The sequence below is a fragment of the Rhodovarius lipocyclicus genome (assembly GCF_009900765.1).
GTDB classification, from domain to species: Bacteria; Pseudomonadota; Alphaproteobacteria; order Acetobacterales; family Acetobacteraceae; genus Rhodovarius; species Rhodovarius lipocyclicus.
In genome coordinates this window covers 27,751-53,492 of the sequence record NZ_JAAABL010000015.1, presented here as the reverse complement: position 1 = coordinate 53,492, position 25,742 = coordinate 27,751, and the positions used below count along the sequence as shown (strand labels likewise).

Annotated in this window: 23 protein-coding genes and 1 tRNA gene; 7 read left to right on the top strand and 17 right to left on the bottom strand. The window is 71.3% G+C overall.

Translation table 11 applies throughout. From position 1 onward, the window contains the following. Positions 1-30 precede the first annotated feature (30 nt). Together GT007_RS12200 and GT007_RS12195 are read left to right on the top strand one after the other, a co-directional pair. Positions 31-7,257 (top strand): type I polyketide synthase, encoded by a 7,227-nt coding sequence (locus tag GT007_RS12200; protein WP_160121892.1) that lies wholly within the window; start codon positions 31-33, stop codon positions 7,255-7,257. A 211-nt stretch (positions 7,258-7,468) separates the two neighbouring features. Further along, entirely contained in the window at positions 7,469-7,810 is a 342-nt protein-coding gene (locus GT007_RS12195; RefSeq protein WP_160121891.1) for a hypothetical protein, read from the top strand. Positions 7,811-7,878: 68 nt separating this feature from the next. On the opposite strand, the gene GT007_RS12190 is transcribed toward GT007_RS12195, so the two are convergent. The 16 genes from GT007_RS12190 to GT007_RS12115 form a co-directional block, all read right to left on the bottom strand. After that, a tRNA-Met gene (locus tag GT007_RS12190) sits at positions 7,879-7,955 on the bottom strand. Beyond that, entirely contained in the window at positions 7,946-9,058 is a 1,113-nt protein-coding gene (mnmA, locus tag GT007_RS12185) for a tRNA 2-thiouridine(34) synthase MnmA (protein WP_160121890.1), read from the bottom strand. The genes GT007_RS12190 and mnmA overlap by 10 nt, the downstream gene beginning before the upstream one ends. After that, positions 9,055-9,744: a TenA family protein gene (locus GT007_RS12180; protein WP_160121889.1), complete on the bottom strand. Its 690-nt coding sequence runs from the start codon at positions 9,742-9,744 to the stop codon at positions 9,055-9,057. The genes mnmA and GT007_RS12180 overlap by 4 nt, the downstream gene beginning before the upstream one ends. Positions 9,745-9,751: 7 nt before the next feature. Next, entirely contained in the window at positions 9,752-10,066 is a 315-nt protein-coding gene (locus tag GT007_RS12175) for a ferredoxin family 2Fe-2S iron-sulfur cluster binding protein (RefSeq protein WP_160121888.1), read from the bottom strand. Positions 10,067-10,073: 7 nt separating this feature from the next. Then, positions 10,074-11,252 (bottom strand): cysteine desulfurase family protein, encoded by a 1,179-nt coding sequence (locus tag GT007_RS12170; protein ID WP_160121887.1) that lies wholly within the window; start codon positions 11,250-11,252, stop codon positions 10,074-10,076. 115 nt (positions 11,253-11,367) lie between these two features. Then, positions 11,368-11,700 carry a ferredoxin FdxA gene (fdxA, locus tag GT007_RS12165; RefSeq protein WP_160121909.1) on the bottom strand — a complete coding sequence of 111 codons (333 nt, stop codon included), beginning with the start codon at positions 11,698-11,700 and terminating at the stop codon, positions 11,368-11,370. A 63-nt stretch (positions 11,701-11,763) separates the two neighbouring features. Further along, on the bottom strand, positions 11,764-13,245 hold the full coding sequence (locus tag GT007_RS12160) for a sigma-54-dependent transcriptional regulator (protein WP_160121886.1): 1,482 nt from the start codon (positions 13,243-13,245) through the stop codon (positions 11,764-11,766). Next, entirely contained in the window at positions 13,242-13,802 is a 561-nt protein-coding gene (locus GT007_RS12155; RefSeq protein ID WP_160121885.1) for a response regulator, read from the bottom strand. Before GT007_RS12155 ends, GT007_RS12160 begins: the two co-directional genes overlap by 4 nt. A gap of 12 nt (positions 13,803-13,814) precedes the next feature. Next, the gene (locus GT007_RS12150; protein ID WP_160121884.1) at positions 13,815-14,147 is read right to left on the bottom strand and encodes an Hpt domain-containing protein; all 333 of its coding nucleotides are present in this window, start codon (positions 14,145-14,147) and stop codon (positions 13,815-13,817) included. Positions 14,148-14,268: 121 nt separating this feature from the next. Next, a complete protein-coding gene (locus GT007_RS12145) occupies positions 14,269-14,415 on the bottom strand; it encodes a hypothetical protein (RefSeq protein WP_160121883.1) in 147 nt (48 codons plus the stop codon). A gap of 111 nt (positions 14,416-14,526) precedes the next feature. Further along, entirely contained in the window at positions 14,527-14,667 is a 141-nt protein-coding gene (locus tag GT007_RS12140) for a hypothetical protein (protein ID WP_160121882.1), read from the bottom strand. Between the two features lie 93 nt (positions 14,668-14,760). Then, the gene (locus tag GT007_RS12135) at positions 14,761-15,951 is read right to left on the bottom strand and encodes an MFS transporter (RefSeq protein WP_160121881.1); all 1,191 of its coding nucleotides are present in this window, start codon (positions 15,949-15,951) and stop codon (positions 14,761-14,763) included. A gap of 8 nt (positions 15,952-15,959) precedes the next feature. Beyond that, positions 15,960-16,601 carry a carbonic anhydrase gene (locus tag GT007_RS12130; RefSeq protein WP_160121880.1) on the bottom strand — a complete coding sequence of 214 codons (642 nt, stop codon included), beginning with the start codon at positions 16,599-16,601 and terminating at the stop codon, positions 15,960-15,962. Positions 16,602-16,844: 243 nt separating this feature from the next. Next, entirely contained in the window at positions 16,845-18,362 is a 1,518-nt protein-coding gene (gene lpdA, locus GT007_RS12125) for a dihydrolipoyl dehydrogenase (RefSeq protein ID WP_408015546.1), read from the bottom strand. A 10-nt stretch (positions 18,363-18,372) separates the two neighbouring features. After that, entirely contained in the window at positions 18,373-18,636 is a 264-nt protein-coding gene (locus tag GT007_RS12120; RefSeq protein WP_160121878.1) for a hypothetical protein, read from the bottom strand. A 1-nt stretch (position 18,637) separates the two neighbouring features. Continuing rightward, positions 18,638-19,672 carry a glycosyl hydrolase family 8 gene (locus GT007_RS12115; protein WP_408015545.1) on the bottom strand — a complete coding sequence of 345 codons (1,035 nt, stop codon included), beginning with the start codon at positions 19,670-19,672 and terminating at the stop codon, positions 18,638-18,640. 334 nt (positions 19,673-20,006) lie between these two features. On the opposite strand from GT007_RS12115, the gene GT007_RS12110 reads away from it, so the two are divergent. The 5 genes from GT007_RS12110 (at position 20,007) to GT007_RS12090 (ending at position 24,038) form a co-directional block, all read left to right on the top strand. Further along, positions 20,007-20,984: a tripartite tricarboxylate transporter substrate binding protein gene (locus tag GT007_RS12110; RefSeq protein ID WP_160121876.1), complete on the top strand. Its 978-nt coding sequence runs from the start codon at positions 20,007-20,009 to the stop codon at positions 20,982-20,984. Between the two features lie 62 nt (positions 20,985-21,046). Continuing rightward, a complete protein-coding gene (locus GT007_RS12105; RefSeq protein WP_160121875.1) occupies positions 21,047-22,009 on the top strand; it encodes a Bug family tripartite tricarboxylate transporter substrate binding protein in 963 nt (320 codons plus the stop codon). Positions 22,010-22,194: 185 nt separating this feature from the next. After that, a complete protein-coding gene (locus GT007_RS12100) occupies positions 22,195-22,362 on the top strand; it encodes a hypothetical protein (protein ID WP_160121874.1) in 168 nt (55 codons plus the stop codon). A gap of 169 nt (positions 22,363-22,531) precedes the next feature. Continuing rightward, complete coding sequence (locus tag GT007_RS12095; protein ID WP_160121873.1) at positions 22,532-23,314, top strand: (Fe-S)-binding protein; 783 nt, start codon at positions 22,532-22,534, stop codon at positions 23,312-23,314. Position 23,315: 1 nt separating this feature from the next. After that, a complete protein-coding gene (locus GT007_RS12090) occupies positions 23,316-24,038 on the top strand; it encodes a 2OG-Fe dioxygenase family protein (protein WP_160121872.1) in 723 nt (240 codons plus the stop codon). Positions 24,039-24,047: 9 nt separating this feature from the next. Here the strand turns inward: GT007_RS12090 and GT007_RS12085 are convergent, their stop codons facing one another. After that, positions 24,048-25,733 (bottom strand): methyl-accepting chemotaxis protein, encoded by a 1,686-nt coding sequence (locus GT007_RS12085; RefSeq protein ID WP_160121871.1) that lies wholly within the window; start codon positions 25,731-25,733, stop codon positions 24,048-24,050. Positions 25,734-25,742 lie beyond the last annotated feature (9 nt).

Here is a 25,742-nt window from a genome sequence, read left to right as displayed (position 1 = left end):
GATGCTCCATCATGGCGTTATAACCCGCGCATGACCGTCAGGCCCCGCCCCGACGCGACAGCCGCGACCCCCGCACAACAGGCCGTGGCCGTGGTTGGCCTGGCCTGCAGGCTGCCGGGCGCGCCCGATCCGGGGGCGTTCTGGTCCCTGCTGGCCGAAGGGCGCGATGCCGTCACAACCGTTCCCAAGGACCGGTTCAACCAGGATTTCTGGCTGCATCCCCGCCGCGGAGAGCCAGGGCGCAGCTACACCTACGCCGCCGGCACGCTGGGGGAGGTGCATGATTTCGACGCCGCCGCCTTCGGCCTTTCCCCGCGCGAAGCGGCCGAGGCGGACCCGCAGCAGCGCCTGATCCTGGAACTGGTGCGTGAGGCGCTGGAGGATGCCGGCTGGCCCGAGGCCAGCGTCGCGGGGCGGGAGCTGGGCGTCTACATGGGCGTCAGCACCACCGATCACAGCGATTTGCGCCAGTTCGACCCGTCCAGCGCGGACCGCTACATGATGACCGGCGCGGCGCTGTCCATCGTGGCCAACCGCGTGACCAACGTGTTCGACCTGCGCGGCCCGGCCCAGACCATCGACACCGCCTGCTCCTCCGGCCTCGTCGCCCTGCATCACGCGGCGGAGGCCCTGTCGGCCGGGCGCATCCCCGCCGCCGTGGTGGGCGGGGTGAACATGCTGCTCAGCCCCCTGCCCTTCGGGGGCTTCGCGCGGGCGTCCATGCTCTCCCCCACCGGGCGCTGCCATGCCTTCGATGCGAGGGCGGACGGATATGTCCGCGCCGAGGGCGGCGTGGTGATGTTGCTGAAGCGGCTCGACCACGCGCTGGCCGATGGCGACACCGTGCATGGCGTGATCCTGGCCAGCGGGGTGAACGCCGCCGGGCGCACCATCGGCCTCTCCCTGCCGAACCAGAAGGCGCAATCGACGCTGATCTCGGGGCTGATCGAGCGTTCCGGCGTCGATCCCGCCCGCATCCGCTATTACGAGGCGCACGGCACCGGCACCGCCGCCGGCGACCCGATCGAGGCGCACGCGATCGCCGAGGCCGTGACGGCCCGCCGCACGGGGCCCCAGGCGCCGCTGCTCATCGGCTCCGCCAAGACGAATATCGGCCATACGGAGGCCGCCTCCGGCCTGGTGGGGCTGACCAAGGCGCTGCTGGTGCTGCGCCATGGCCGGATCCCGCCCAGCCTGCATTTCGACACGCCCAACCCGCATATCGACTTCGCCCGGCTGGGGCTGAAGGTGGCGGCGAAGGCGCAGCCCCTGCCGGGCCGGGCCGACGCGGTGCTGGGCGTGAACAGCTTCGGCTTCGGCGGCACCAATGCGGGCGTGCTGGTCACGGCCGGGCCCGCGCGGCCGCGCGCCGCCGCCGCGCAGGCGCGCGCCCTGCCGCCGCTGCTGCTTTCGGCCCGCACCGAGGGCGCGCTGCGCGGCCTGGCCCGGGCCTGGTCCGACCGGCTCGCGGGTGCCTCCGCCACCGAGGCGGGCGGGCTGATCCGCGGCCAGCTGCGCCACCGGGACTGGCTGGCGCACCGCCTGGCGCTGCGCGCGGGCACGGCGGCGGAGCTTTCGGCCCGGCTGGGCGAATTCGCCCGGCATGAGGACGTGCCCGGCGCCTTCCACGGCACCGCCCCGCGCGGGCAGGGCGTGGCCTTCGTGTTCAGCGGCAATGGCGCGCAATGGGCGGGCATGGCGCAATCGGCCATGCTGCGGAACCCGGCCTTCCGCGCCGCCGTGCGTGAGGCCGACACCCATCTGAAACCGCTGCTCGGCTGGTCCGTCGCGCGGGTGCTGGCCCAGGGCGCGGATGCCGAGACGGTGGCCGCCACCGACCGCGCCCAGCCGCTGCTGTTCGCCGTGCAGGTCGGCGTGGTCGCCGCCCTGGCCGAGCAGGGCATCAGGCCCGCTCTGGTGCTGGGCCATTCGGTGGGCGAGGTGGCGGCGGCCTGGGCCTGCGGCATGCTGGGCCTGCCGGCCGCCTGCCGGCTGATCGTGGCGCGCAGCCAGCACCAGCACAGCACGCGCGGCCAGGGCCGCATGGCGGCGCTCGGCGCCGGCGCGGAACAGGCCGCACCGGTGCTGGCCGCATGCTCCATGCCCGGGGAACGGCCGCTGGAGATCGCGGCGATCAACGCCCCCGGCGCCATCACCGTGGCCGGCCCGCCGGAGGCATTGGCGCGGCTCGACATCGCCTCCCGCGAGCATCGCTGGAGCTTCATCCCCCTCGGCCTCGATTATGCCTTCCATTCCAGCTACATGGACCCGGTGCGGGGCGGGCTGCTGGCCGATCTGCGCCGGCTGAAGGGCCGCGCGCCGCGCATCCCCATCGTCTCGACCGTGACCGGAGAAGTGCTGGAGGCCGGCGAGTGCACCGCCGCCTACTGGTGGCGCAACCTGCGCGAGCCGGTGCGCTTTTCGGCCGCGCTGCAACGGGCGCTGGCCTTCCAGCCCGCCCTGTTCCTGGAAATCGGCCCCAACCCGGTGCTGCAATCCTATCTGCGGGAAGGGCTGCGGGCGGCGGGCAGCGAGGCGGGCTTCGGCTCCACCCTTTCCAAGCGGGACAGCGCGGGGGACCCCTTTCCCCCCATCGCGGACCGCGCGACCGCCCAGGGCGCGGACCCGCGCGAGGCCGCGCATTTCGCGGGCCCCACCCTGCGCCAGGGCCTGCCGGCCGCACCGCTGGAGCGCGTGCCCACCCCCATGCCGCACAGCGCGGAGCGGCTGCGCTTCGCCGACCCGGTGCGGGACCATGCGCTGCTGGGCTTCCGCCAGGGGCCCGAGGCCCGCGAATGGGTGCGCGACCTGGACCTGATGCTGGAACCCTGGCTGGCGGACCACAAGCTGGCGGGCGAACCCGTCTTCCCGGCCGCCGGCATGCTGGAGATGGCGCTGGCCGCCGGCGCCGCCCGCCACCCCGACGCCGCGGCGCTGGAGGTGAGCGAGTTCCAGATCCTGCGCGCCCTGCCGCTGGAGAAGGACCGCACCCGCCAGCTGCGCAGCCGGCTGGATGAGGACGGCCAGTTCACCCTGGAATCCCGCCGCCGCCTCTCGGACGAGCCCTGGGGCCTGCATGCGCGCGGTCGGGTGGCGGAGGTGCCGCGCCTGCCGGCCTCCGGCGCGGCCCTGCCGGCCGAGGCCCCGCGCGCGATCGACACCGCGCATCTGGTGGCCGCTGCCTCCGCCGCCGGTCTGGATTACGGGCCGGCCTTCCGCCCCGTGGCGCGGTTGGCGATCGACGCGGCCGCGCGCAGCGCCCGCGCCAGCCTCTCCCTGCCCGCCGAGGCGCCGGAGGACACCCCCTTCCTGCTGCATCCGGTGCGGCTGGACGGCGCCATGCAAGGCATGATCGGCCTGCTGGAGGATGGCGGCATCGAGGCCGGGCACGGCTTCGTGCCCGTGCGCATGACGCGGTTGGTGGTGCGGCGCGGCGCGCCCGCCGCCGTCAGCGCCGATATATGCCTGACGGTGCGCGGCGAACGCTCGGCCTCGGCCGATCTGGTGCTGCGCGACGGCGCGCAGGAACCGGTGGCGGTGCTGGAAGGCTGCTGGGTGCAGAAGCTGCGCCTGCCGCACCATGCCGACGCCGCGCAGGATATCTTCCATCTGCGCCAGATCCCGGCCCTGCCCCCGGCCTCCGCCCTGGCGGAGCCCGGGCCGGCGCTGGACCCCGCCCCCGCCCTGGCCGCGCTGATGACCCGCGACGCGGCGGGGGATGTCTCGGAAACCGCGCTGCTGCTGGAAGGCTATGTCGCCGCCGCCGAGGCAGAAAAGGACGGGGCGGAGAAGGACGGGGACAGAGAGGACGGCGCGGAGGAACTGCCCCCGCGCGCCGATATCTGGCGCCAGGTGCTGATCGAGCAGCCGGCCCTGTCGCATGAGCTGGCCTGGCTGGCGGAGGCGGCGGAACACCGCCTCGGCGCCGCCGCCTGGCCCTCGGCCGAGGCCGCGAGTTTCGAGACCCTGTCGGCCCTGCTGGCCGAGGGCGCGGCGCGGATGGCGGAAAGCTGGCCCCAGGGCCGGCCCTTCCGCGTGTTGCAGGTGGGCGCCGGCCCCGGACCGCTGACGCGCCGGCTGGCCCAGGCGCTGGCCGCCAGCGGCCGCCGCGTGATCCTGCACGCCGCCAGCCTGCCGGAAGGCCGCCCGCCCCAGGCGCCGGGCGAGGGGGTGGAATTCGCCACCTCCGCCTGGAACCCGCTGGGGCAGGAAGCGGCGCCGCTGCAGGCGGATCTGGTGGTGGGCTTGCTGGCCGGGCTGCGCCTGCGCGATGGGCTGGGCCTGCTGGCCGCGCTGCGCCAGGCCGTGGCACCCGGCGGCGCCCTGCTGCTGGCCGAGGCCCTGCCCGGCCCGGTCTGGGACTTCACGCTGGGCCGCGATGCCGCCGGCTGGGAAGCCGGCGCCCCCCCCGACGAGGGAGGCTGGAACCAGGCCCTGGCCGAGACCGGCTGGCAGGATGCACAGGTGCGGCGCATGGCCAGCAGCGTGCTGCCCGCCGCCCTGCTGGCGGGCCGTGCCGCGCCCACGGTGCCCGTGCGCGTGCCGCTGCCCGCGCGCAAATTCCTGCTGCTGGCCGATGCCGGGGCCATGCCCGCCCGCGCGGAGCTGGCCCAGGCCATCCAGACGCGCGGCGGCGAGGTGCTGCCCGGCCCAGCCGAGCTGGCCAGGGCGGGGGAGATCGCGCCCCGCGCCATGCAGGGCGCGCATCTGGTGGTGCTGATGGACCCGCCCGAAACCGCCCTGCCGAGGGAGCTGGCGGCCTGCGCGCATCTGGCCGCCGCCGCCCAGGGCAGCGTGGCCGCCATGCGGCTGGTGACGCTGGGGGCGGAACACGGCACCGGCTCCGCCGCCGCCCAGGCCATGGCCCGGGTGCTGTGCAACGAGATGCCGGGCCTGAAGCTGCGCCGCATCGACATCGCGCGCGGCCTGCCGCCGCAGGAGGCCGCGCGCCGCCTGCTGGCCGAATTGCTGGCCGAGAACGAGGCCGAGGCGGAAGTGACGCTGGCCCCCGGTGCGAGGCTGGTGCCGCGCCTGCGCCCCGGCCTGCCGGCCCCGCCGCCCGCCCCCGGGCCGCGCATGCTGGCGGTGGCGCATCCGGGGCAATTGTCCTCCCTGCATTGGGTGCCGATGCCCGCGGCGCCCGCGCCTGGCCCCGGCGAGGTGCTGCTGCGGGTCGAGGCCTCCGGCCTCAATTTCCGCGATGTGATGTGGGCCCAGGGCCTGTTGCCGGAGGAAACGCTGCTGCCGGGCTTCGCCGGGCCGGGGCTGGGCATCGAATGCGCCGGCGTGGTCGAGGCGGTGGGACCGGACAGCCCCTGGCGGGTCGGCGACGCGGTGTTCGGCTTCGCTCCGCGCGCCATCGCCGCCCGGGTGCTGACGCGGGCCGACGCGCTGGTCCGCCGCCCCGCCAGCCTGGCGCCCGCCGCCGCGGCCACCGTGCCCGTCGCCTTCATGACGGCGGTCTACGCGCTGGAGGAAATGGCGCGGATCGACCCCAGCGAGGTGGTGCTGATCCATGGCGGCGCCGGGGCGGTGGGGCTCGCGGCGTTGCAGGTGGCGCTGAACGCGGGGGCCCGCGTGGTCGCCACCGCCGGCAGCGCGGCCAAGCGCGCCTTCCTGCGGGAGGCCGGGGCCGAGCTGGTGCTGGACAGCCGCGACCCAGGCTTCGCCGATGCGCTGCGCGCCGCCGGCATCGAGGGGGTGGATGTCGCCGTGAACTCCCTGGCCGGGGAGGGGATGGAACGCACCCTGTCGCTGATGAACCCGTTCGGGCGCTTCATCGAGCTGGGCAAGCGCGACTATGCCGAGAACCGCCGCGTGGCGCTGCGGCCGATGCGCCGCAACGTGACCTATTTCGCGGTGGATGTGGACGAATTGCCGCGCGCGCGCCCGGCGGTGGCCGCCCGGCTGCTGGCCGGCATCGCGGAGCGGCTGGAAAGCGGGGCCTTCCAGCCGCTGCCCTTCGCCGTGACCGCCGCCGAGGAGGTGGACGCCGCTTTCCGCGCGCTGCAGGCCAGCAGCCATATCGGCAAGCTGGTGATCACGCCCCCCGCCAACGCCCAGGCCCAACCCGCCCCGCAATGGCACCCTGGTGAGGGCGTGGCGGTGGTGGTGGGCGGCGTGCAGGGCTTCGGCCATGCCGCCGCGCGCTGGCTGCATGGGCTGGGGGTGGGGCGGCTTGCCCTGCTCTCCCGCCGGGGCGGGGCCACGCCGGGCGCGGCCGAGGCGCTGGCCGCCCTGGGCGAGGGCGCCCGCGCCTTTGCCGTGGACGCCACGGACCGCGCGGCGCTGGATGCCACGCTGGCCGAAATCCGCGCGGAGATGGGCCCGATCACCGCGGTGATCCACGCGGCCGCCGTGTTCGACGACGGCACGGCCGCCGCGCTGGAACCCGCGCGGGTGGCCCGGGTGCTGGCCGCCAAGCTGTCGGTCGCCGGGAATCTGGACGCGCTGACCGAGGCCGACCCGCTGCGGATGTTCCTGATGTTCAGCTCCGCCACCGTGCCGGTGGGCAGCCCGGGCCAGGCGGCCTATGTGGCCGCCAATGCGGGGCTGGAGGCGATCGCGCGCCGCCGCCAGGCCCAGGGCCGCCCGGCCCTGGCCGTGGGCTGGGGGCCCATCCTGGATGCTGGCGTGCTGGCGGCCGATGCCGCCACCGCCGCCGGGCTGGGCCGCCGCCTGGGCGCCGTGGCGCTGCCCGCCGCGCAATGCCTGGCCACCCTGCCCGCCATCCTGGACAGCGGCCTGGCCGTGGCCGGTGTGGCGCGTATCCAGTGGCAGCAGGCGGCCGGCGCGCTGCCGGTGCTGAAGGAACCCGTCTTCGAGGCGGTGCGCAGCGGCCTGGCGGTGGAAGCCGAGGGCGAGGGCGCCGACCTGGCCGCCAAGGTGCGTGGCCTGCCGGAGGGCGAGGCCCTGCCCCTGCTGCGGGACGCCGTGCGGGCGGAGCTGGGGCGCATCCTGCGGCTGCCGCCCGGGTCCATCGCGCCGGACGCGCCGCTGCCGGGGCTGGGGCTGGACAGCCTGGGCGGCATGGAGCTGCGCACGGCGCTGGAACGGCGCATGGGCATGGCGGTGGCGCTGTCGGCGGTGACGGAGGACCTGACCAGCGATGCGCTGGCACAACGGATGATGGAGGCGTTGAGCCACGAATCCGGTGAGCAGGCGGGGCTGGAAGCGCGGCTGGCGGTGTATGAGCCGCGGACCGTGCCTGGCCGGGTGGCGAACATGGATGTCAGGACAAAGGATGCGGCGGAATAACCCGTTTGAATGAGGCCCCCGCCGGACTGCGGTGGCGCACAATGCCCTGGAATTGAAGTAGCGCCCGATCGCGGGACCGCATCAACATTTACTGATTTTAATTTTAAAAATACAACACGGACGGCCTCCGCGCACATTTTTTGTTCGGGGATGGCAGCGTATGGATTTTCTCCATCAGCCCTCGCGCTGATACCATCCAAGGAGAAAGATCTTGCTTCGTCGCTTCTTCGCCACTGCCGCCATCGCCGCTGTCACCGCCATGGCCTCGCCTGCCTTCGCGCAGTGCGACACCTCCTTCACGCTGGTCAATGCCTCCGGCACCACCATCAACGAGCTGTATTTCAGCAGCGCCAACAGCTCCAACTGGGGCAACGACCGCCTGGGCAGCAACGTGCTGCCGGCCGGCCGCCAGGCCAGCTACCAGCCGCGTCCGGGCGGGCGCTATGACTTCCGCGTGGTGTTCGACAATGGCCGCTCGGTGGAGCGCCGGGGCATCGACCTGTGCTCGGTCAGCACCGTGACCGTGCGCGGCAACGGCATCGCCGCGGATTGATGCGAAAGGCCTGGGGCGCGCACGCGATGCGTGGCGTGCCCCGGCTGCCGCTTCTGGATGAAAAGGGGTGGTAGTGGTGGGCGGACTTGAACCGCCGACCCCGGCATTATGAGTGCCGTGCTCTAACCAGCTGAGCTACACCACCACGGTGGCCGAGCGTGTATTCTGGCCTGCCGTGCCTGTCAACGCCGCCCCGCCCCGGATCACGCCCGCGCACAGCACCCGCGTGCCGTCATAGGCCACGACGGACTGCCCGGGGGCCGAGACACTGGCCGCATCCGGCCGCACCGAGACATGGCCCGCATCGCCCGTCAGCGTGGCCGGGTGCGCCGCTTCCCGCGCGCGCAGCTTCACCATCGCGCGGAACTCACCGGCGGGCGGCGGCACCAGCCAGTTCACCTCGGCGGAGGTGATCGCCTCCCCCTCCCGCGCGGGCCTGGGCCCCACCACGATGCGCCGGCGCGGCGCGTCGATGGCGGTGACGAAAATCTTCTCGCCGGCCGCGATGCCCAAGCCCCGCCCCTGCCCCACCGTATAGCGCGCGATGCCCTGGTGCCGGCCCAGCACGCGGCCCTGCTCGTCCACGATCTCGCCCGGCTCCAGCGCATCGGGGCGGTGGCGGGCGACGATGGCGCTGTAGTCGCCGGTGGGCACGAAGCAGATGTCCTGGCTGTCGGGCTTTTCCGCCACCGGCAGGCCGTACTGCGCGGCCAGGGCCCGCACCTCCGCCTTGCTGTCCATGCCGCCCAGCGGGAACAGCGTGCGCGACAGCTGCGCCAGGGTGGTGTGCGCCAGGAAATAGGACTGGTCGCGCGTGGGGTCGGCCGCCATGTGCAGCTCGGGGCCGGCGGGGCCATCCAGGCGCCGGGCGTAATGGCCGGTGGCCAGCGCGTCGCAGCCCATATCGGCGGCCAGCTCGATCAGGTCGGTGAACTTCACCGTCTGGTTGCAGCGGATGCAGGGGATGGGTGTCTCGCCGCGCGCGTAGGTATCGGCGAAATCCTGGATCACGGCCTCGCGGAAGCGCTCCTCGCGGTCCAGCACGTAATGGGCGATGCCGATATGGTCGGCCACGCGGCGGGCATCATGGATGTCCTGGCCCGCGCAGCAGGCGCCCTTCTTCTTCACCGCCGCGCCATGGTCGTACAGCTGCAGCGTGGCGCCGATCACCTCATGCCCCTCAGCATGCAGCAATGCCGCCACCACCGAGGAATCGACCCCGCCCGACATGGCGACCAGGATCTTCATGAGGCATCGAGCCCCTGCTGCCAGAAGCGCGCCTCCAGCCGCGCGGCCTCGCGGAAATCCCGCGCCAGGGAGGCGAAGCGCGCCTCGCCGCCATGGCTGTCGCCCAGCGCGTCCAGCCGCTCGGCGGCGGCGCGGGCCAGGGCCTGGTAATCCTCGGCGGCGTAGGTGTCGATCCAGCTCTGATAGGCATGGCCCTCGGCCTGGCGGGCCGGGTCGGCCAGGATGCGCAGCGCCACCTCGCCATAGCCCACCGTGCAGGGGGCGAGTGCCACTTCCAGGTCCAGGATATCCCCATGCAGGCCGCGGTCCAGCACCCAGCGGGTGTAGCTGACCGTCTCGGTGCTTTCGGGGGTAGCGACGACGGCGGCCTCATCCAGCCCCCATCCGGCGCAGTATTTCAGATGCAGCTTTGTCTCGTCCAAAATGGCGAGCACGGCCGCCGCCTTGCCGCGCATGGCGGCCAGGCTTTCGCCCTTCACCACCGCCAGCGCCTTGGCACGGGCGAAATGGATCAGGAACAGGTAGTCCTGCACCAGATAGGTCTGGAAGGCCGGCAGCGGCAGCTGGCCGGCCGACAGCTGGCGCACGAAGGGGTGCCAGGTATAGGCCTGCCATTCCTCGGCGCAGGCGTCGCGCATGCGCCGGTACAGCCCGCCGGGGCGCCCGTAATCGTTCCAGGCGCCCATCGCGCCTTCAGGCCTTGCCGGGCAGCTTGACGGTCAGCCCGTCCAGCGCCTCGGTCATCACGATCTGGCAGCCCAGGCGCGAGGTCTCCTGCAGGTCGAAGGCGAGGTCGAGCATGTCTTCCTCATCCTCGGTCGGCGCCGCCAGCTTGGCGAACCAGCCGCTGTCCACGATCACGTGGCAGGTGGCGCAGGCGAGGCTGCCTTCGCACGCCCCTTCGATATCAACACCATGACGATGCGCGATCTCGAGCACGGAGAGGCCCAAGGGGGCTTCCACTTCCTTGCGCGTTCCGTCGCGCTCGATGAACACCATCTTCGGCATGGGCTTCCTATTCCGCAGCTTGAGGTCGGGTGGCTACCAGTTGAGCCCAGGCCGCGCCAAGGATTTCGGCGGCACGGCTGGCCTCGGCGGGCGAGGTAAAGCGACCCAGCCCCACGCGCAAGGTGGCACGGGCCTCATCCTCCGGGATACCCATCGCGCGCAGCACATAACTGGGCTCGATCGAGGCGGAAGAGCAGGCGGAGCCAGAGGAAACGCACACATCCGGGGCGGCGCGCATCAGCGCCTGGGCGTCGATACCACCTGGGAATGTCAGGTTCAGATTGCCGGCCACCCGGTGCTCCCGGCTGCCATTCACCCGCAGGCCCGGCACCAGGGCCGAGAGCGTCTCCAGGAACAGGTCGCGCTGGCCGGCGATGCGGCCGCTGTCCAGCATGCCCTCGGCGGCGGCGATCCGCGCGGCCTCACCCATGCCGATCAGCAGCGGCGCGGGCAGCGTGCCGGAACGCAAGCCCCGCTCCTGCCCGCCGCCCGAGAACAGGGGCGCGAGCCGCATGCGCGGGCGCCGGCGCACATACAGCGCCCCCACCCCCTTCGGCCCATACATTTTGTGGCCGGAAAGGGAGACGAGATCGGCCCGGATCTCCTCCACATCCAGCGGGATGCGCCCCGCGGCCTGGGCGGCATCGACATGGAAGGCGGCGCCGGCCTCCTTCACCATGGCGCCGATTTCGGCGAGCGGCTGCAGCACGCCGATCTCATTGTGGGCCGCCATGACGGAGACCAGCAGGGTGGGCACGGCCAGTGCCTCCCGCAGCAGGTCGAGGTCGACCAGGCCATCGGGGCGCACGGGCAGGATCACGGGCTCGAAACCCTCGCGCTCCAGCTCCTTCACGCTCTCCAGCACGCATTTGTGCTCGGTGGCCAGCGTGATGACGCGGCGGGGGCCCTCGGTGCCGGCGAAGCGGGCGGCGCCCTTGATGGCGATGTTGTTCGATTCCGTGGCGCCGGAGGTGAAGATGATCTCCATCGGCCCCGCGCCGATCAACTCGGCCACATGGGCGCGGGCTTCCTCCACGGCCTCGCCCACCGCGCGGCCCATGCCGTGCTCGACGCTGGCGGGGTTGGCGAAGTTCTCCTCCCACCACGGGCGCATACAGGCCAGCACGCGCGGGTCGATCGGCGTGGTGGCGTGATGGTCGAGGTAGATGGGGCGGTTCGGGCGCATGGAGGATTATGTGGCGCCATCGGGCGGAACCGGCAATGCGGCGCGTGCCGCATGGCATCCATGCAGGCGGGGCACCCGGGAGGTGGCCGTCCGGCCCCCTCCCCGGGCCTTTGCGTCAGGCCTTGCCGGGCGCCGGGTCCAGCAGATCCTTCTTGCCGGGCTTGCCCTTCCATTCCTCGGCATCCGCCGGGGGCTCGCCCTTGCGGGTGATGTTGGGCCACTGCGCGGCGTAGGTGCGATTCAGTTCCAGCCAGTCGGCGGTCTTGTCGTCGCTGTCGGGGAAAATCGCCTCGGCGGGGCATTCGGGTTCGCACACGCCGCAGTCGATGCACTCATCGGGGTGGATCACCAGGAAATTGGCGCCCACATAGAAGCAATCCACCGGACAGACTTCCACACAATCCATGAACTTGCACTTGATGCAGTTCTCGGTGACGACATAGGTCACGACGGCAACTCCCACAGGCATGACGCGGCGGGCATGGATGGCCCGGCACGCGGCGGAAAGCAACTAGGGCCCGGCCGGTTCCGAGCGCCACGCCGCCAATTTGCGATAGATGGTGGAGGGATTCACCCCCAGCAATGCCGCAGCCTTTGGCACATCCTGGCCGGTGTGGTCCAGAGCGGCCAGAATGCACCGCCGTTCGACCTGCGCCAGGGGCTCGATCACGGGGGGCGCCACCGGCGCCGGGGGCGTCCAGGCCGGGGCGGACCAAACCGGTGCGGACCAAACCGGGGGCGGCGCCTCGACGGGCGGCGGGGCCGCCGGGGCGGGGCGCGGCTCCTCCCTCGGCGGCGGCGCGGGCGGGGCCACATGGGGCGCGGGCAGGGGCGGCAGCATCTCCGGCGTCACGGCATCGCCGTCATGCAGCACCACCACGTTGCGGATGGCGTTCTGCAACTGCCGCACATTGCCGGGCCAGGGATAGGCCGCGATCACCGCCTCCGCCTCCCGCGAGAAGGCACGGAACTTCCGCCCTTCCTCCCTGGCGAATTGCGCCAGGAAATGCCGGGCGACCAGCAGCACATCCTCCCCGCGCTCCCGCAGGGGCGGCAGGGCGATGGGCACCACATACAGGCGGTAATACAGGTCCTCGCGGAAGCGCCCGGCCTCCACCTCCGCCAGCGGGTCGCGGTTGGTGGCGGAGACGATGCGCACATCGGCCTTTTCCGGTCGGGCGGCGCCCACGGGCTGGAAGCTGCCGGTCTGCAGGAAGCGCAGCAGCTTCACCTGCATGTCCAGCGGCATCTCGCCGATCTCGTCCAGGAACAGGGTGCCGCCCTCGGCCTGGCGGGCGGCGCCGGCGCGGTTGTCGGTGGCGCCGGTGAAGGCACCCTTCACATGGCCGAAGATCTCGCTCTCGATCAGGTCCTTGGGGATGGCGCCGCAGTTCAGCGCCACGAAAGGCCCCTTGGCCCGGGGGCTGGCCTTGTGCACGGCCTCGGCCGCCAGTTCCTTGCCGGTGCCGCTCTCGCCCGTGATGAACACATTGGCGCGGGAGGGGGCGACGCTCTCGATGGTGCGGTACACCGCCTGCATCGGCGGCGAGGCACCGACGAAGCCGAAGAACCGCCCGCGGTGCAGCTGCAGCTTCACCGCCGTCAATTCCGCGCGCAGGGCGCGGTTCTCCAGCGCGTTGTCCAGCGTGACCTTCAGCCGCGCCTTGCCATAGGGCTTCACGATGAAGTCCATCGCGCCCTCGCGCATCGCCTCCACCGCCGTGTTCACGCTGCCATTGGCGGTCAGCACGATCAGCGCGGCCTCGCTGCCTTCCGCCTTCAGCCGGCGCATCAGCTCGAAGCCGGAGAAATCGGGCAATTGCAGATCGACCAGCACCGCGTCGGGCGGCCAGTCCTGGGCGATGCCCAGCGCCTCGGCACCGTTGGCGGCGTGGCGCACCTCATGCCCCAGCGCGGCCAGCATGGCCTTGGCCACCTCCGCCTGGGTCGGCGTGTCCTCCACCAGCAAGATGCGGCCGGAGGGCTCGCTCATGGTCCGAAGCTGAAGCCCGCGATGAAGAACAGCCCCAGCACGGCGGCCAGGAAGATCAGCGCGCCGATGGCATAGCGCAGGGGGCTGGCCCGGTCGCCGCCATGCCGGCGGGGCGGCGGGCTGGCGGCCGCGGCGACGAAGCCGCTCAGCTGCTCCTTCACCGCCGTCAGCTCCGCGCGCAGGGCGCGGTTTTCCAGCGCGTTGTCCAGCGTGACCTTCAGCCGCGCCTTGCCATAGGGCTTGGCGATGAAGTCCATCGCGCCCTCGCGCATCGCCTCCACCACCGTGTCCACGCTGTTGTTGACGGTCAGCACGATCAGCGCGGCCTTGCTGCCCCTGGCCTTCAGCCGGCGCATCACCTCGAAGCCGGAGAAATCGGGCAGGTCCAGATCGACCAGCACGGCGTCGGGCGGCCATTCCTGCGCAATGGCCAGGGCCTGCGCCCCCGTGGCGGCGTGGCGCACCTCATGGCCCATGGTGGCGAGCATGGCCTTGGCCACCTCCGCCTGGGTCGGCGTGTCCTCGACCAGCAGGATGCGCCCGGCGGGCTCAGTCATCGATGCGGGCCCCTATGCACGGGCGAGCTGATGCAGCTCCTCCAACGCGGCCCGGCTTTCCATGGACAGCCGGGGCAGCACCTCGGCGGGCGGGGCCGGCTGGGCCGGGTCCATGGCCAGGCGGGCCTCCACCTCCAGCCTGCGGGCACCCACGGCGGCGGCGGCGCCGGCCAGGCTGTGGGCCGCGCGCAGATAGCCGTTGGTGTCGCCCAGCCTGGCGGAGGCCGTCAGCTCCCCGGTCAGGCGCGACAGGTCGGCCTCGAAGGTGGAAATGATGCGGCGGAAGACCTCGGGCGGAAGGTCCTCGGCCAATTGTCCGGCGATGGAAGGGTCGATGGCGCTCACGGCAAAGAGAGGTCGCATTTTCGCCCGCGTCCGGTCAATGACCTTCTGGGCGACCCTCTCGGTGGCCCGCTGGGGCACCCAATCGGACCGCGGCCCTGTGCCGGCGGCGGGGATCATGGCTCTAGAGCCTGAAGCCGGCGATGAGAAACAGCCCCACCACCACGCCCAGGAAGACCAGCGCGCCGATGGCATAGCGCAGGCCGCCGGAACGCCGTCCGCCGTTGCGGCGGGTGGGCAAGGCCTGGGAGGCGGCGATCAGTCTGGTCATGGCGGCGTCCTTTTTGGCGTCGCGGCGGGCCATGCATCCGGCATGCCAGTGCCAGGCCCGCATTTTTCGCGATTTGCGACGCGATACGCTCCCAGGGAGGGGGGAGGCGCCTCAGAAGCCGGCGATCACGAACAGGCCGATCACCCCGGCCAGGAACACGCCGGAGCGCAGGGCATAGCCCAGCATGCCCACATGGGCGTCGGCGTTCAGACGAACCGGGGCGGCGGAGGAAGCGGCGATCAGTGTGGTCATGGCGATGTCCCTTCAGTGTCGGACATCACCTTGCAGCCGCCATGCCAGCTCTATTCCTAAATTGCATCGCAAATTGCGACGCAATCCACGATATCAGGCGCCACGCGAGGGCGCCTGGGCGGGCATCGCCCCGCGTTCCACCAGCAGGGAGAACAGCCACATCGCCAGCCCGCCCAGCGCCAGCAGCGCCCCCACCCAGCCGGTGGAGGTCAGCCCATACCCGGCCGCGATGGCCAGCCCGCCCAGCCAAGGGCCCAGCGCATTGGCGAAATTGAAGGCCGAATGGTTCAGCGCCGCCGGCAGCGCCTGCGCCGCGCCAGACACATCCATCAGCCGCGTCTGCAGCACCGTGCCCAGCGACCCGCCGAGGCCGATGCAGAACACATCCAGCGTCAGCAGCCAGATATTGCCCGCCACCAGCGGGAACACCGCCAGCGCCAGGGCGGTCCAGACCAGCACCACCCCGGCGGTGGGCATCAGCGCCCGGTCCGCGAAGCGCGGCACCACGATATTGCCGATCGTCATGCCCACGCCGAAGGCGGCCAGCACCAGCGGCACCACCGCGTCGGACACGCCCGTCACCTCCAGCAGGGTGCTGGCCAGATAGGTGTAGATGGCGAACAGCCCGCCGAAGCCGATCGCGCCGATCCCCAGCGTCAGCCACACCTGCGGCCGCGCCAGGGCCGACAGCTCCCGCCTCGGGCTCGCTCGGCGGTCCGGCACGTCGCGCGGGGCCAGCAGGGCGACCAGCACGGCACAGGCCAGGGCCGCGGCCGCGACCAGCAGGAAGCTCCAGCGCCAGCCCACCGCCTGGCCCAGCCAGCTGGCCATGGGCACGCCGATGATGGTGGCCGTCGTCAGCCCCAGGAACACCTGCCCCACCGCCTGGGTGCGCCTGTGCGGCGGCACCAGGGAGGCCGCGACCATCGCCGCGAAGCCGAAGAACGCCCCATGCGGCATGCCGCTGAGGAAACGGAACACCAGCATGGCGGTGTAGGAACCGGCCAGCCCGCTCAACCCGTTGCCCAGGGCGAAGACAGCCATCAGCGCCACGATCATGGTGCGCCGGGGCACCCGCGCCCCCAGCACCGCGATCAGCGGCGCGCCCACCACCACGCCCAGCGCATAGGCGCTGATGACATGGCCCGCCGCCGGCTCATCCACGCCCAGGTCGGGCGCGAAATAGGGCAGCAGGGACATGGTGGCGAATTCGGTGGTGCCGATGGCGAAGGCGCCGATCGCCAGGGCCAGGATCACCCAGAAGGGGCGGACAGTGCCGGGCATGCCCGCTCTCACGCCGGGCGGAAGGTGCCGTCCCCGGCCAGCAGCGCCAGCAGGCCGGAGCGGATGTCGAAGGTACCGCCATGCAGCCGCAGCGAGCCCTCGGCCACGCGCTCCGCCACCCAGGGGAAGGTCATCAGGTTGTCGAGCGAGAGCTTCACCGTCTCCTGCTCGCAGGCCGTCTGCGGGTCCACGGGGTCGCAGGCCAGGGCGCGGGCGCGGGCCTGCCGCGCGATCTGCATCCAAGGCGCCACGAAATCCTTCGCGGCATCGGGGAAGCCGTTCAACAGCGCGTGCACGCCGCCGCACATGGCGTGACCCAACACGATGATGTGCGGCACCTGCAGCACCCGCACCGCGAATTCCAGCGCGGCGGAGGTGCCGTGATAGTCGCCGTCCGGCTTATAGGGCGGCACCAGGTTGGCGACGTTGCGCACGATGAACAGCTCACCCGGGCCGGCGCCGAACACCATCGCCGGGTCCACCCGGCTGTCGGAGCAGCTGATCACCAGGGCGCGCGGCTTCTGCCCGTCACGGGCCAGGGCCTGGAACAGCTTGCGGCGCTCCGGCCAGACGGTTTCGCGGAACTGGTGATAACCGGCGAACAGCGTGGCCAGCACCTCGTCCTGGGCCGGGTCGGTCTCGTCAGTCATGGCGGTGGCTCCCTGCGCCCGTCGCGGGCGGATATGCCGCCCCGGCCCAAGGGGCTCATGTCGGGGCTCGATCTAAGATGTCGGACAGGGGCGGCAAGCCCGGCTCGACCACCCCCCAGCGGCGACACATTGGTGCGGCGCAGCAAAAAATCAAGACAGGCCACGGCCATGAAAAAGGCGCCCGGCCTGCGGGGCCGGGCGCCGATTCATGCCGGCACAGGGGCGAACCCCCGGCCGTATGCTTCAGATATGCAGCGCGTGGCCATCCACGGCCAGGGCCGCTTCCTTCACCGCCTCGTTCAGCGAGGGGTGGGCGTGGCTGGTGCGGGCCACATCCTCGGCGCTGGCGCCGAATTCGATGGCCAGCGCCAGCTCCGCGATCAGCGTGCCGGCATCCGGGCCCAGGATATGGGCGCCGAGCACCGCATCCGTCGCCTTGTCGGACAGGATCTTCACGAAGCCATCGGTGTCGCCCATCGCGCGGGCCCGGCCATTGGCGGTGAAGGGGAACTTGCCGACCTTGTAGGCGACGCCACGGGCCTTCAGCTGCTCCTCCGTCTCACCCACCGCGGCCACTTCGGGCCACGTGTACACGACGGAGGGGATGGCGTTGTAGTTGATGTGCGGCTTCTGGCCGGCGATCAGCTCGGCCACCGCCACGCCCTCATCCTCGGCCTTGTGGGCCAGCATGGCGCCGACGATCACATCGCCGATCGCGTAGATGCCGGGCACGTTGGTGGCGAAGTGGCCGTCGGTCTTGATGCGGCCGCGCTCATCCAGCGCCACGCCCGCGCTGTCGAGGCCGAGGCCCGCGACATAGGGGCGGCGGCCGATGGCCAGCAGCACCACATCGGCCTGGATGGTCTCGGCGGCGCCGCCGGCGGCGGGCTCCACCGTCAGCTCCACGCCCGCGTCGGACTTCTTGGCGCCCGTCACCTTGGTCTTCAGCTTGAACTTCATCCCCTGCTTGGAGAGGATGCGCTCGAACTGCTTGCCCACCTCATTGTCCATGCTGGGCACCAGGCGGTCCAGGAACTCCACCACCGTCACCTCGGCGCCGAGGCGCTTGTAGACGGAGCCGAGCTCGAGCCCGATCACGCCGCCGCCGATGACGACCAGGTGGCCGGGCACCTTCTCCAGCTCCAGCGCGCCGGTGCTGGTCACGATCTGCTTCTCGTCCACCTCGACGCCGGGCAGCGGGATGCTCTCGCTGCCGGAGGCGATGACGATGTTCTTCGCGGCGTATTCCGTGCCGTCCACGGCGACGACGCCCGGCTTCACGATGGTGCCGTTGCCCTTCAGCCAGGTGACCTTGTTCTTCTTGAACAGGAATTCCACGCCCTTGACGTTGGCGGACACCACCTCGCCCTTGCGGGCCTGCATGCGGGCCAGGTCGAAGCCAACGGAGCCCACCGTCACGCCATGGTCGGCGAACTTGTGCAGCGCTTCCTCATAATGCTCGGAGGATTGCAGCAGCGCCTTGGAGGGGATGCAGCCCACATTCAGGCAGGTGCCGCCCAGGGTGGCGCGCTTCTCGACGCAAGCGACCTTCATGCCCAGCTGCGCCGCGCGGATGGCGCAGACATAACCGCCGGGACCGGCGCCAATGACGATGAGGTCGAAGCTTTCGGACATGGAGGCAACCCTTGCGTGATGTGGGCGGAAAGTGGCGAAAGCCGGCGCGCCGCGCAAGGCGGGGCATCGCCCATGGCCGCAAAAGCCCGCTGAACGCGCAGCGGGGCAGCCGTGCGGCCTTCGCATGCATGGGTTTTCAGCGCGACCGGCGCAGCCTGGCGGCGACCCATTCCCACAGGACCAGCCCGCCGGCCAGCAGCGGCACCGAGACGTTGGACACGGCATAGACCGTGCGGAACCAGCCCCGGAACACCAGCGCCAGCAGCACCAGCGCGATGATGGCCAGCCCTTGCACCCATTCGCAGGGCCGGCAGATCAGCTCCTGCTGATCATCCCGCAGCACATGGGTGACCAGGGCGTCGACACGGGCCTGCTCGGCCGGGGATGGCGGTTCCCGCATCTCAGGACATCGGGGTGCCGGTGGGGCGCGCCTCCGCCCAGGCCAGGCGCGACAGCACGTTCAGGGCGCAGTTGTAGTAGTCCTCGCTGGCGGAAATGCGGGGAAAGAGCGGTTCGCGCCGCGTGTTCAGCCGCAAGGCCAGCATCAGCGCCGCCACGGCCCTGATGCCGGAGGTCGCGCCATAAGGGGCCGGGATATCCTGGTGCAGATCCCACCAGGCGGGGCTGCCCCTAGCCCAGCGCGGATCGAACCAGAACTCCATCACCGGATCGAGCGCCGGGTCCGCCGCATGGCCCGCCCAGCCCATGTAAAGCGGGATGCGCACCGCATCCCAAGAAAAGCGGGCGGGCCATCCGGCCGCGGGCACCATCCGCCCGACGCCGCGCGGATGCGCCACCCAATCCGGGATCAGGCGGCTGCGGCCGTAGCGGGCGTGGTCCATCATGGTCAGCCCATGGGCGATCAGGCGGTTCCACCGCCGGTCCGGCAGTTGCGCCGCGAATTCGTACAGGGCAGGAAACACATAGTAGGACAGGTTGACGACCAGATGGGTCGGGCGGTCGAAGCCGCCGCTGCCGGGGCGCAGCACCAGATCGCCCTCGATCTCCACCACGCATTTGGTCAGGATCTCACGCGCGATCCGGGCCGCGAGGCGGCGGTATTCCTCGGATTGCCAGGCCCGGGCGGCGCGCAGCAGCGCCCAGGCGATCAGGATATCGCCATCGGTGGCGTTGTTGCTGTCGTCTCTCTGCACCGGGCGGCCGGGATATTTGCGCCAGGCGAACAAGCCATCGTCCCGCACGCCCAGATTGCCCTGGGTCCAGCGCAGCAGGCGCTCGAAGACCGGGCGGTCGCCGAAGGCCACGGCCAGGAGCATGCCGTAGCCCTGGCCCTCGGAGTGGGAAACATTCTCATTTCCGGTATCCCGGACCGCGCCATCCGCAGACAAGTAGGAATTTTGGAAAAAATTCCACCACCCCATCTGGGCGCCATAGCCATAATTAGTAAATGAATACAATAATATACTGACAGACATCAGCCCGATGTTGAAACATCTCCGGCTTTCCGGTTCATCAGCATTCACCAAAGGCGCTGGAATTCTCATTCCATACCCTCCGTACCGTCAATGACTTTCTGTGGATCAGAATTTCTTGATAACGATATGTTGATGACTCAACATGAATCGATGCTGGACTTCAAGGCATGAATCATCTCGCCGACGATTTCTGCATCGCCGCAAATTTGCGCATCGCAACAATTGACATACCGCAACAACACATCGCCACGCGCGCCGCGCTTCGCGCTTGGCAAGCCATGCCCGGGCATGGCCTGATAGCCGCCAAGCGGGACAAACCCCGCAGGAGGAAACGATGTCGATCATCACCCGACGGGCAGCGCTGGCGCTGCCCCTTGGGGCCGCTGGGCTGTGCGCCCCGGCCTATGCCCAGGGGGCCTGGCGCCCCGACCGCCCCATCCGCCTCATCGTGCCCTGGCCGCCCGGCGGCAGCGCCGACGCACAGCTGCGCAGCCTGTCGGACCTGACGACCCGCGCCCTGGGCCAGCCCATGCTGGTGGAAAACCGCTCGGGCGCCGGGGGCACGCTGCATGCCGTGTATCTGGCGCGGGAGGCCCGGCCCGATGGCTACACGCTGGGGCAGATGCACCTGTCCGTCGTGCGCCGGCCCATGCTGGTCAGCCGCCCGCAATGGGATGCGACGACCGATTTCACCCACATCATCGGCCTGACCGGCTGGCTGTTCGGCATGGCCGTGCCCGCCAATTCGCGCTTCGCGGATTTCCGCGCCATGGTCGCCTATGCCAAGGCGAACCCGGGCAAGGTGACCTATTCGACCTCCGGCATCGCCACCACCAACCATCTGGCGATGGAGGAGATCGCGGCCAAGGAAGGCATCGAGCTGCTGCACGTGCCCTTCCGCGGCAGCAATGAGGGCGTGACGGCGGCTCTCGGCGGCCAGGTGGACATGGTGGCCGACAGCTCCGCCTGGGCGCCGCAGGTGGAGGCGGGGCAGATGCGCCTGCTGAGCGTCTGGAGCGCCGAGCGCGCCCGGCGCTTCCCCACCGTGCCCACGCTGAGGGAGCTGGGGCACGACATGGTCGTCACCAGCAACTACGGCGTCAGCGGCCCGCCGCGCATGGACAATGGCGTGGTGCGCGTGCTGCACGACGTGCTGAAGGAAGGGCTGTTCAGCCCCGACAACACCCGCGTGCGCGAACAGTTCGACATGCCGCTCGTCTATCTCAGCACCGAGCAATACACGGATTTCATCCGCCAGCGGGCCGAGCAGGAACGCGCGATCATCACCCGCCTCGGCATCCGCATGGAATAGCCGCCACCGCCTCGCGCAGGGCCCCACAAGAGGGCCCGCGCCCTTACAGGGAGGTCTTCCGCATGCTCATCCCCCGCCGTGCCGCCTTCGGCGGCGTGCTGGCACTCGCCACGCCCGCCTTCGGCCAGGCGCGTTTTCCCAACCGCTCCATCCGCTTCCTGATCCCGTGGCCGCCCGGCGGCAGCCTGGACGCGCTGCATCGGCGCATGTTCGACGTGTTCCAGCAGGATCACGGGCAATCCATCGTGATCGAGAACGTGGCCGGCGCGCGCGGCACCCGGGCCGCCATCCAGCTGGTGCAGCAGGCCCGGCCCGACGGCTACACCCTGGCGCACCACCATTTGTCCATCATCCGCCACCCCTTCCTGACGCGGCAGCCCACCTGGGACCCGGTGACGGACTTCACCTACATCATGCAGGTCACGGGTTTCGTGTTCGGCACGGTGGTGCGCAACGACTCGCCCTGGCGCAGCTGGGCGGAGCTGATGGAGGCCACCCGCCGCCGCCCGGGGGAACTGACCTATTCCACCTCCGGCATCGCCACCACCAACCACATCGCCATGGAAAGCCTGCTGGAGCGGGAGGGCGGGTCGATGACCCATGTCCCCTTCCGCGGCAGCCAGGAGGGGGTGACGGCGCTGCTGGGCCGGCAGATCCACGCCATCAGCGACTCGCAGACCTGGCGGGAACAGGTGCTGGCCGGGCAGTTCCGCGCGCTGAGCGTGTGGACCCCCACCCGCCTGCCGGACCTGCCCGATGTGCCCACGCTGAAGGATCTGGGCTATGGCATCAGCGTCACCAGCCCTTATGGCATCGCCGGGCCGCGCGGCATGGAGCCGGAGGTGGTGGATTTCCTGCACCGCGCCCTGCGCAAGGCGCTGCTGGACGAACAGAGCCAGCGCATCATGCGCCAATGGGACCTGCCGGACGAATATCTGGACCCGCAGGCCTATCTGGAATTCGCGCGGGAGAGGACGGCCTATGAGCGGGAAGCAGTCGCGCGAATGAACCTGTCGATCGATTGAGCGGGGCGTTGCAACCGCCCCAATCACATCCGCGAGAGAATAGCTCTATTTCAGGCGCAGTCTCGTATTTTGAGACAATCTCACCAAATATTCGGTTGCATGCCAGCAGGGCGGCATGCTGAGAAAGCTTACCGCGACGGTGGACCATTCGGGGTTCCAGCGCCGCAAAACAGGAGGTTTTCAGCGTGAGCGGTGCCCGTATGTCCCCCCCCCGTTCCACCATGGTCGCCGAGCCCCCGCAGGCTGGCGCCGGCAATGTCGTGCTGTTCGGCCTGCGCGTCGTGCTGATGGGCTGCGTCGTCGCCCTGGGCGGCGTGCTGGTCCATGTGGCCTGGAAGATCATCTCGGCCTGATACGGCCCCGGCCCATCCGGGCCACAGGCCGCAGCCCTCGCCGCCAGCCGGCCAGGGCCCATCGGGCCGCCGCCTCCCCCCTCTCAGGGGCGGCGCCCCGCGCCACGGTCCAGTCTGGGCCGCAAGGCGGGCATTTCCCTCATGCGCACAGCGCCTTATGCTGCCCACTATGGCCAAGCCCCAAGGCGGACAGCCGCGCATCGCGCTGTTCGTGACCTGCCTCGTGGATCTGCACCGCCCCAGCGTTGGCTTCGCCGCCATCAAGCTGCTGGAGGATGCGGGCTGCGCGGTGGAAGTGCCGCCCAGCCAGACCTGCTGCGGCCAGCCCGCCTATAACGGCGGCGACCGCCGCACCGCGCAGGAGATCGCCCGCCAGGTGATCGGCGCCTTCGCCGGCTTCGATTACGTGGTGGCGCCCAGCGGCAGCTGCGCCGGCATGATCAGCCACCACTACCCCGCCCTGTTCGCGCATGAGGACCCGGAGTGGCACCGCCGCGCCGTGGAACTCGCCGGGCGCACCTTCGAACTGACCGCCTTCCTGCACGATGTGCTGGGGGTCAGGCGCGTGGCCGGCACCTATCAGGGGGTCGCGGCCTATCACGACAGCTGCTCCGGCCTGCGGGAGTTGGGGGTGCGCGCGCAGCCGCGCGCCCTGCTCTCGGGCATCGAGGGGCTGGCGGTGAAGGAATTGCCCAACACGGAACTGTGCTGCGGCTTCGGCGGCACCTTCTGCGTGAAGTACCCGGAGATCAGCACCCGCATGGTGGCGGACAAGGTGGCGGACATCACCGCCACCGGCGCCGACACGCTGCTGGCCGGGGATATGGGCTGTCTGCTCAACATGGCCGGACGCCTGAAGCGCGAAGGCCATATGGGGGTTCGCGTGCGGCATGTGGCGGAAGTGCTGGCTGGCAGCACCGCGACCGTGCCGCCGATCGGGGAGGGTTCATAACATGGCCGCTGCAGAGGATTTCCAGCAGCCCGACACCGTGTCTCTGCTGCGGGAGCAAGGCTTCACCCGCCTGCGCCCGGCGCAGATGGCCGCCAGCCTGCCCGTGCCCGCCGCGGCGCTGGCGGAGTTCGCGGAAAGCTGGAACCGGCTGGAAACCGACCGCTTCATGGCCGATGGCGGGCGCTATCGCCGCCGCCGTCACACCAGCTTCAACGCCCTGCCCGGCCGGCCCGCGCTGCGCAACCTGCACCGCCCGCATTTCCAGGCCACCGTGCACAACAGCCTGAATGGCGGGCTGGACCGCTGGTTCGCCCCGGTGGAGGACGCCATCGCCCATGGCCCGGCGCTGGAGGCGCTGCTGGCCTTCGGCACCGGCGTGGTGAACGACCTGCGCCCCGCGACGCCCTGGTTCATCGAGATGCACCAGTTCCGCATCGAGGCCGCCGCCGGCTTCCCCGGCTACCCGACGCCCGAGGGCGTGCACCATGACGGCGTGGATTTCGTGATGATCGCCATGATCGCCCGCACCAACCTGGCGGGCGGCGAGACGGTGATCACCAACGACGCGGGCGACGAGCTGGCGCGCTTCACCCTGGACGGGCTGCTGGACACCGCCTTCGTGGACGATGCCCGGGTGATGCACGGGGTTTCCCCCGTGAAGCCCGCCGATGCCACCCGCCCCTCCTGCCGGGATGTGCTGGTGCTGACCTGGAAGGGGCTGTAGCGCCTTCGCTCAGGCGGCCATCGCCGCCCGGAACCGCCCGACGATCCCGGCCATGCCGTGCGTTTCCTCCTGCAGGCCAGAGGCGGCGCGCAGCACGGCGCCGGCATTGCTCTCGGTGCTGCCCGCCGTTTCCCGCAGGGATGCCACCTGAACGCTGACCTGGCTGGTGCCCCCCGCGGCGGCGGCCGCCGCGCGGGCGATCTCGTTCGTCGCCTCGCGCTGCTGCTCCACCGCGTCGGCGATGCCCTGGCTGATATTGCCCAGCTCCCCGATCGTGTGGGTGATGCCCTGGATGGCGGTCACGGCCGCCCCCGTCGCATCGCGCATCGCGGCGATCTGGCCCCCGATCTCATCCGTGGCCTTGGCGGTCTGGGCCGCCAGCGCCTTCACCTCCCCGGCCACCACCGCGAAGCCCTTGCCGGCATCGCCCGCGCGCGCGGCCTCGATGGTGGCGTTCAGCGCCAGCAGGTTGGTCTGAGCGGCGATGCTCTCGATCAGCCGCACCACCTCCCCCACCTTGTTCGCGCCCTCGGCCAGGGCGCGGACCGTGCCGTCGCTGGCCTCCGCGGCGCGGGTGGCGCCACGCGCGGCCTCGGCCACCGAGGCCGCCTGGCGCGAGATCTCCTGGATGCTGGCGGTCAATTCCTCGGCGGCGGAGGCGACGGTGCCCACATCATGGGCCGCGCCATCGGCGGCGCGGCTCATGGCGCCGCCGGCCTCCGTGCCCTGCCGCGCCGCGCCGGACAGGCTGGTCGCCAGATCCTCCAGCCCGCCGGCGGCGTCCTGCAGGCGGCCCATGGCGCCGCCGATCTCGCCCTCGAAGGCCGTCAGCGCGGCATCGCGGGCGGCGCGGCGCAGCTGGGCCTGGGCCTCTGCCTCCCGCGCCGCGGCTTCCTCCAGCGTCAGCTGGGCTAGGCGGGCGCGCAGCGCCTCGGCGGCCACCAGCAGCTGGCCCACCTCATCGGCGCGGGCGGGCGGCATGGGGCGTTCCGTCAGGTCCGCGGCGGCGATGGCGCGGATGCGGTCCGTCGCGTCCAGCAAGGGGGCGGCCACGCGGCGGCGCATCACCAGCAGCGCTAGGACGAACAGCAGCACCGAGCAGACAGCCACGCCCCCGGGCAGGGCCCGTTGGGTCGTCGCCATTTGCCGCTCCGCCAGTTCCAGCACGGCGCGGCTGCGGGCGGCGATGCGGCGCAGCTCCGCCTCCAGCGCCGCGTTCAGCGCCAGGCGGTTGGCCCGGTTCGCGTCATTGTTGCCCACGCGGTCGGCGGCCGCGGCGCCCTCAGCCCGGGCGGTGCGCAGCACCTCCTGCCGGAAGCGGCGGAACTGCTCGGCCGTGGCGACCAGGGGGGCCAGCGTCGCGCGCTCGGTCGCGTCGGCCAGGGCCAGCAGGGCCTCGCCATCGCGGCGCAGCCGGTCCAGCTGGGTGGTCAGCCCCTGGCCGAAACGCTCGATCTCCTCGGCGGAGCGGGCCATGTAGAGGCCCCGGCTTTCGGCCACCGCGGCATAGACGGCGCCGTTCAACGCCTCGGTCCGCAGGGCCATTTCCGCGACGCGGCGCTGTTCGTGCAGATCCTCACCCAAGGTGCGGATCACGAGGGCGGAGGCCAGGGCGCCGCCCAGGGCGACCAGGGCCAGCAGCCCCAGCAGCACCCCCAATTGGCGGGACAGCGACACGGCGAACCAGCGGGACATGGGCTTCCT

What these genes read in the sequence shown, in the direction of transcription:
- GT007_RS12095 (WP_160121873.1), top strand. Translation starts at nt 22,532, where the DNA reads ATGGCCAAGCCCCAAGGCGGACAGCCGCGCATCGCGCTGTTCGTGACC.
- GT007_RS12110 (WP_160121876.1), top strand. Translation starts at nt 20,007, where the DNA reads ATGTCGATCATCACCCGACGGGCAGCGCTGGCGCTGCCCCTTGGGGCC.
- GT007_RS12120 (WP_160121878.1), bottom strand. Translation starts at nt 18,636, where the DNA reads ATGCGGGAACCGCCATCCCCGGCCGAGCAGGCCCGTGTCGACGCCCTG.
- GT007_RS12105 (WP_160121875.1), top strand. Translation starts at nt 21,047, where the DNA reads ATGCTCATCCCCCGCCGTGCCGCCTTCGGCGGCGTGCTGGCACTCGCC.
- GT007_RS12180 (WP_160121889.1), bottom strand. Translation starts at nt 9,744, where the DNA reads ATGGGCGCCTGGAACGATTACGGGCGCCCCGGCGGGCTGTACCGGCGC.
- GT007_RS12085 (WP_160121871.1), bottom strand. Translation starts at nt 25,733, where the DNA reads ATGTCCCGCTGGTTCGCCGTGTCGCTGTCCCGCCAATTGGGGGTGCTG.
- GT007_RS12115 (WP_408015545.1), bottom strand. Translation starts at nt 19,672, where the DNA reads ATGTCTGTCAGTATATTATTGTATTCATTTACTAATTATGGCTATGGC.
- GT007_RS12200 (WP_160121892.1), top strand. Translation starts at nt 31, where the DNA reads ATGACCGTCAGGCCCCGCCCCGACGCGACAGCCGCGACCCCCGCACAA.
- lpdA (WP_408015546.1), bottom strand. Translation starts at nt 18,362, where the DNA reads ATGCGAAGGCCGCACGGCTGCCCCGCTGCGCGTTCAGCGGGCTTTTGC.
- GT007_RS12135 (WP_160121881.1), bottom strand. Translation starts at nt 15,951, where the DNA reads ATGCCCGGCACTGTCCGCCCCTTCTGGGTGATCCTGGCCCTGGCGATC.
- GT007_RS12130 (WP_160121880.1), bottom strand. Translation starts at nt 16,601, where the DNA reads ATGACTGACGAGACCGACCCGGCCCAGGACGAGGTGCTGGCCACGCTG.
- GT007_RS12160 (WP_160121886.1), bottom strand. Translation starts at nt 13,245, where the DNA reads ATGAGCGAGCCCTCCGGCCGCATCTTGCTGGTGGAGGACACGCCGACC.
- GT007_RS12175 (WP_160121888.1), bottom strand. Translation starts at nt 10,066, where the DNA reads ATGCCGAAGATGGTGTTCATCGAGCGCGACGGAACGCGCAAGGAAGTG.
- GT007_RS12090 (WP_160121872.1), top strand. Translation starts at nt 23,316, where the DNA reads ATGGCCGCTGCAGAGGATTTCCAGCAGCCCGACACCGTGTCTCTGCTG.
- GT007_RS12170 (WP_160121887.1), bottom strand. Translation starts at nt 11,252, where the DNA reads ATGCGCCCGAACCGCCCCATCTACCTCGACCATCACGCCACCACGCCG.
- GT007_RS12145 (WP_160121883.1), bottom strand. Translation starts at nt 14,415, where the DNA reads ATGACCAGACTGATCGCCGCCTCCCAGGCCTTGCCCACCCGCCGCAAC.
- GT007_RS12140 (WP_160121882.1), bottom strand. Translation starts at nt 14,667, where the DNA reads ATGACCACACTGATCGCCGCTTCCTCCGCCGCCCCGGTTCGTCTGAAC.
- GT007_RS12155 (WP_160121885.1), bottom strand. Translation starts at nt 13,802, where the DNA reads ATGACTGAGCCCGCCGGGCGCATCCTGCTGGTCGAGGACACGCCGACC.
- mnmA (WP_160121890.1), bottom strand. Translation starts at nt 9,058, where the DNA reads ATGAAGATCCTGGTCGCCATGTCGGGCGGGGTCGATTCCTCGGTGGTG.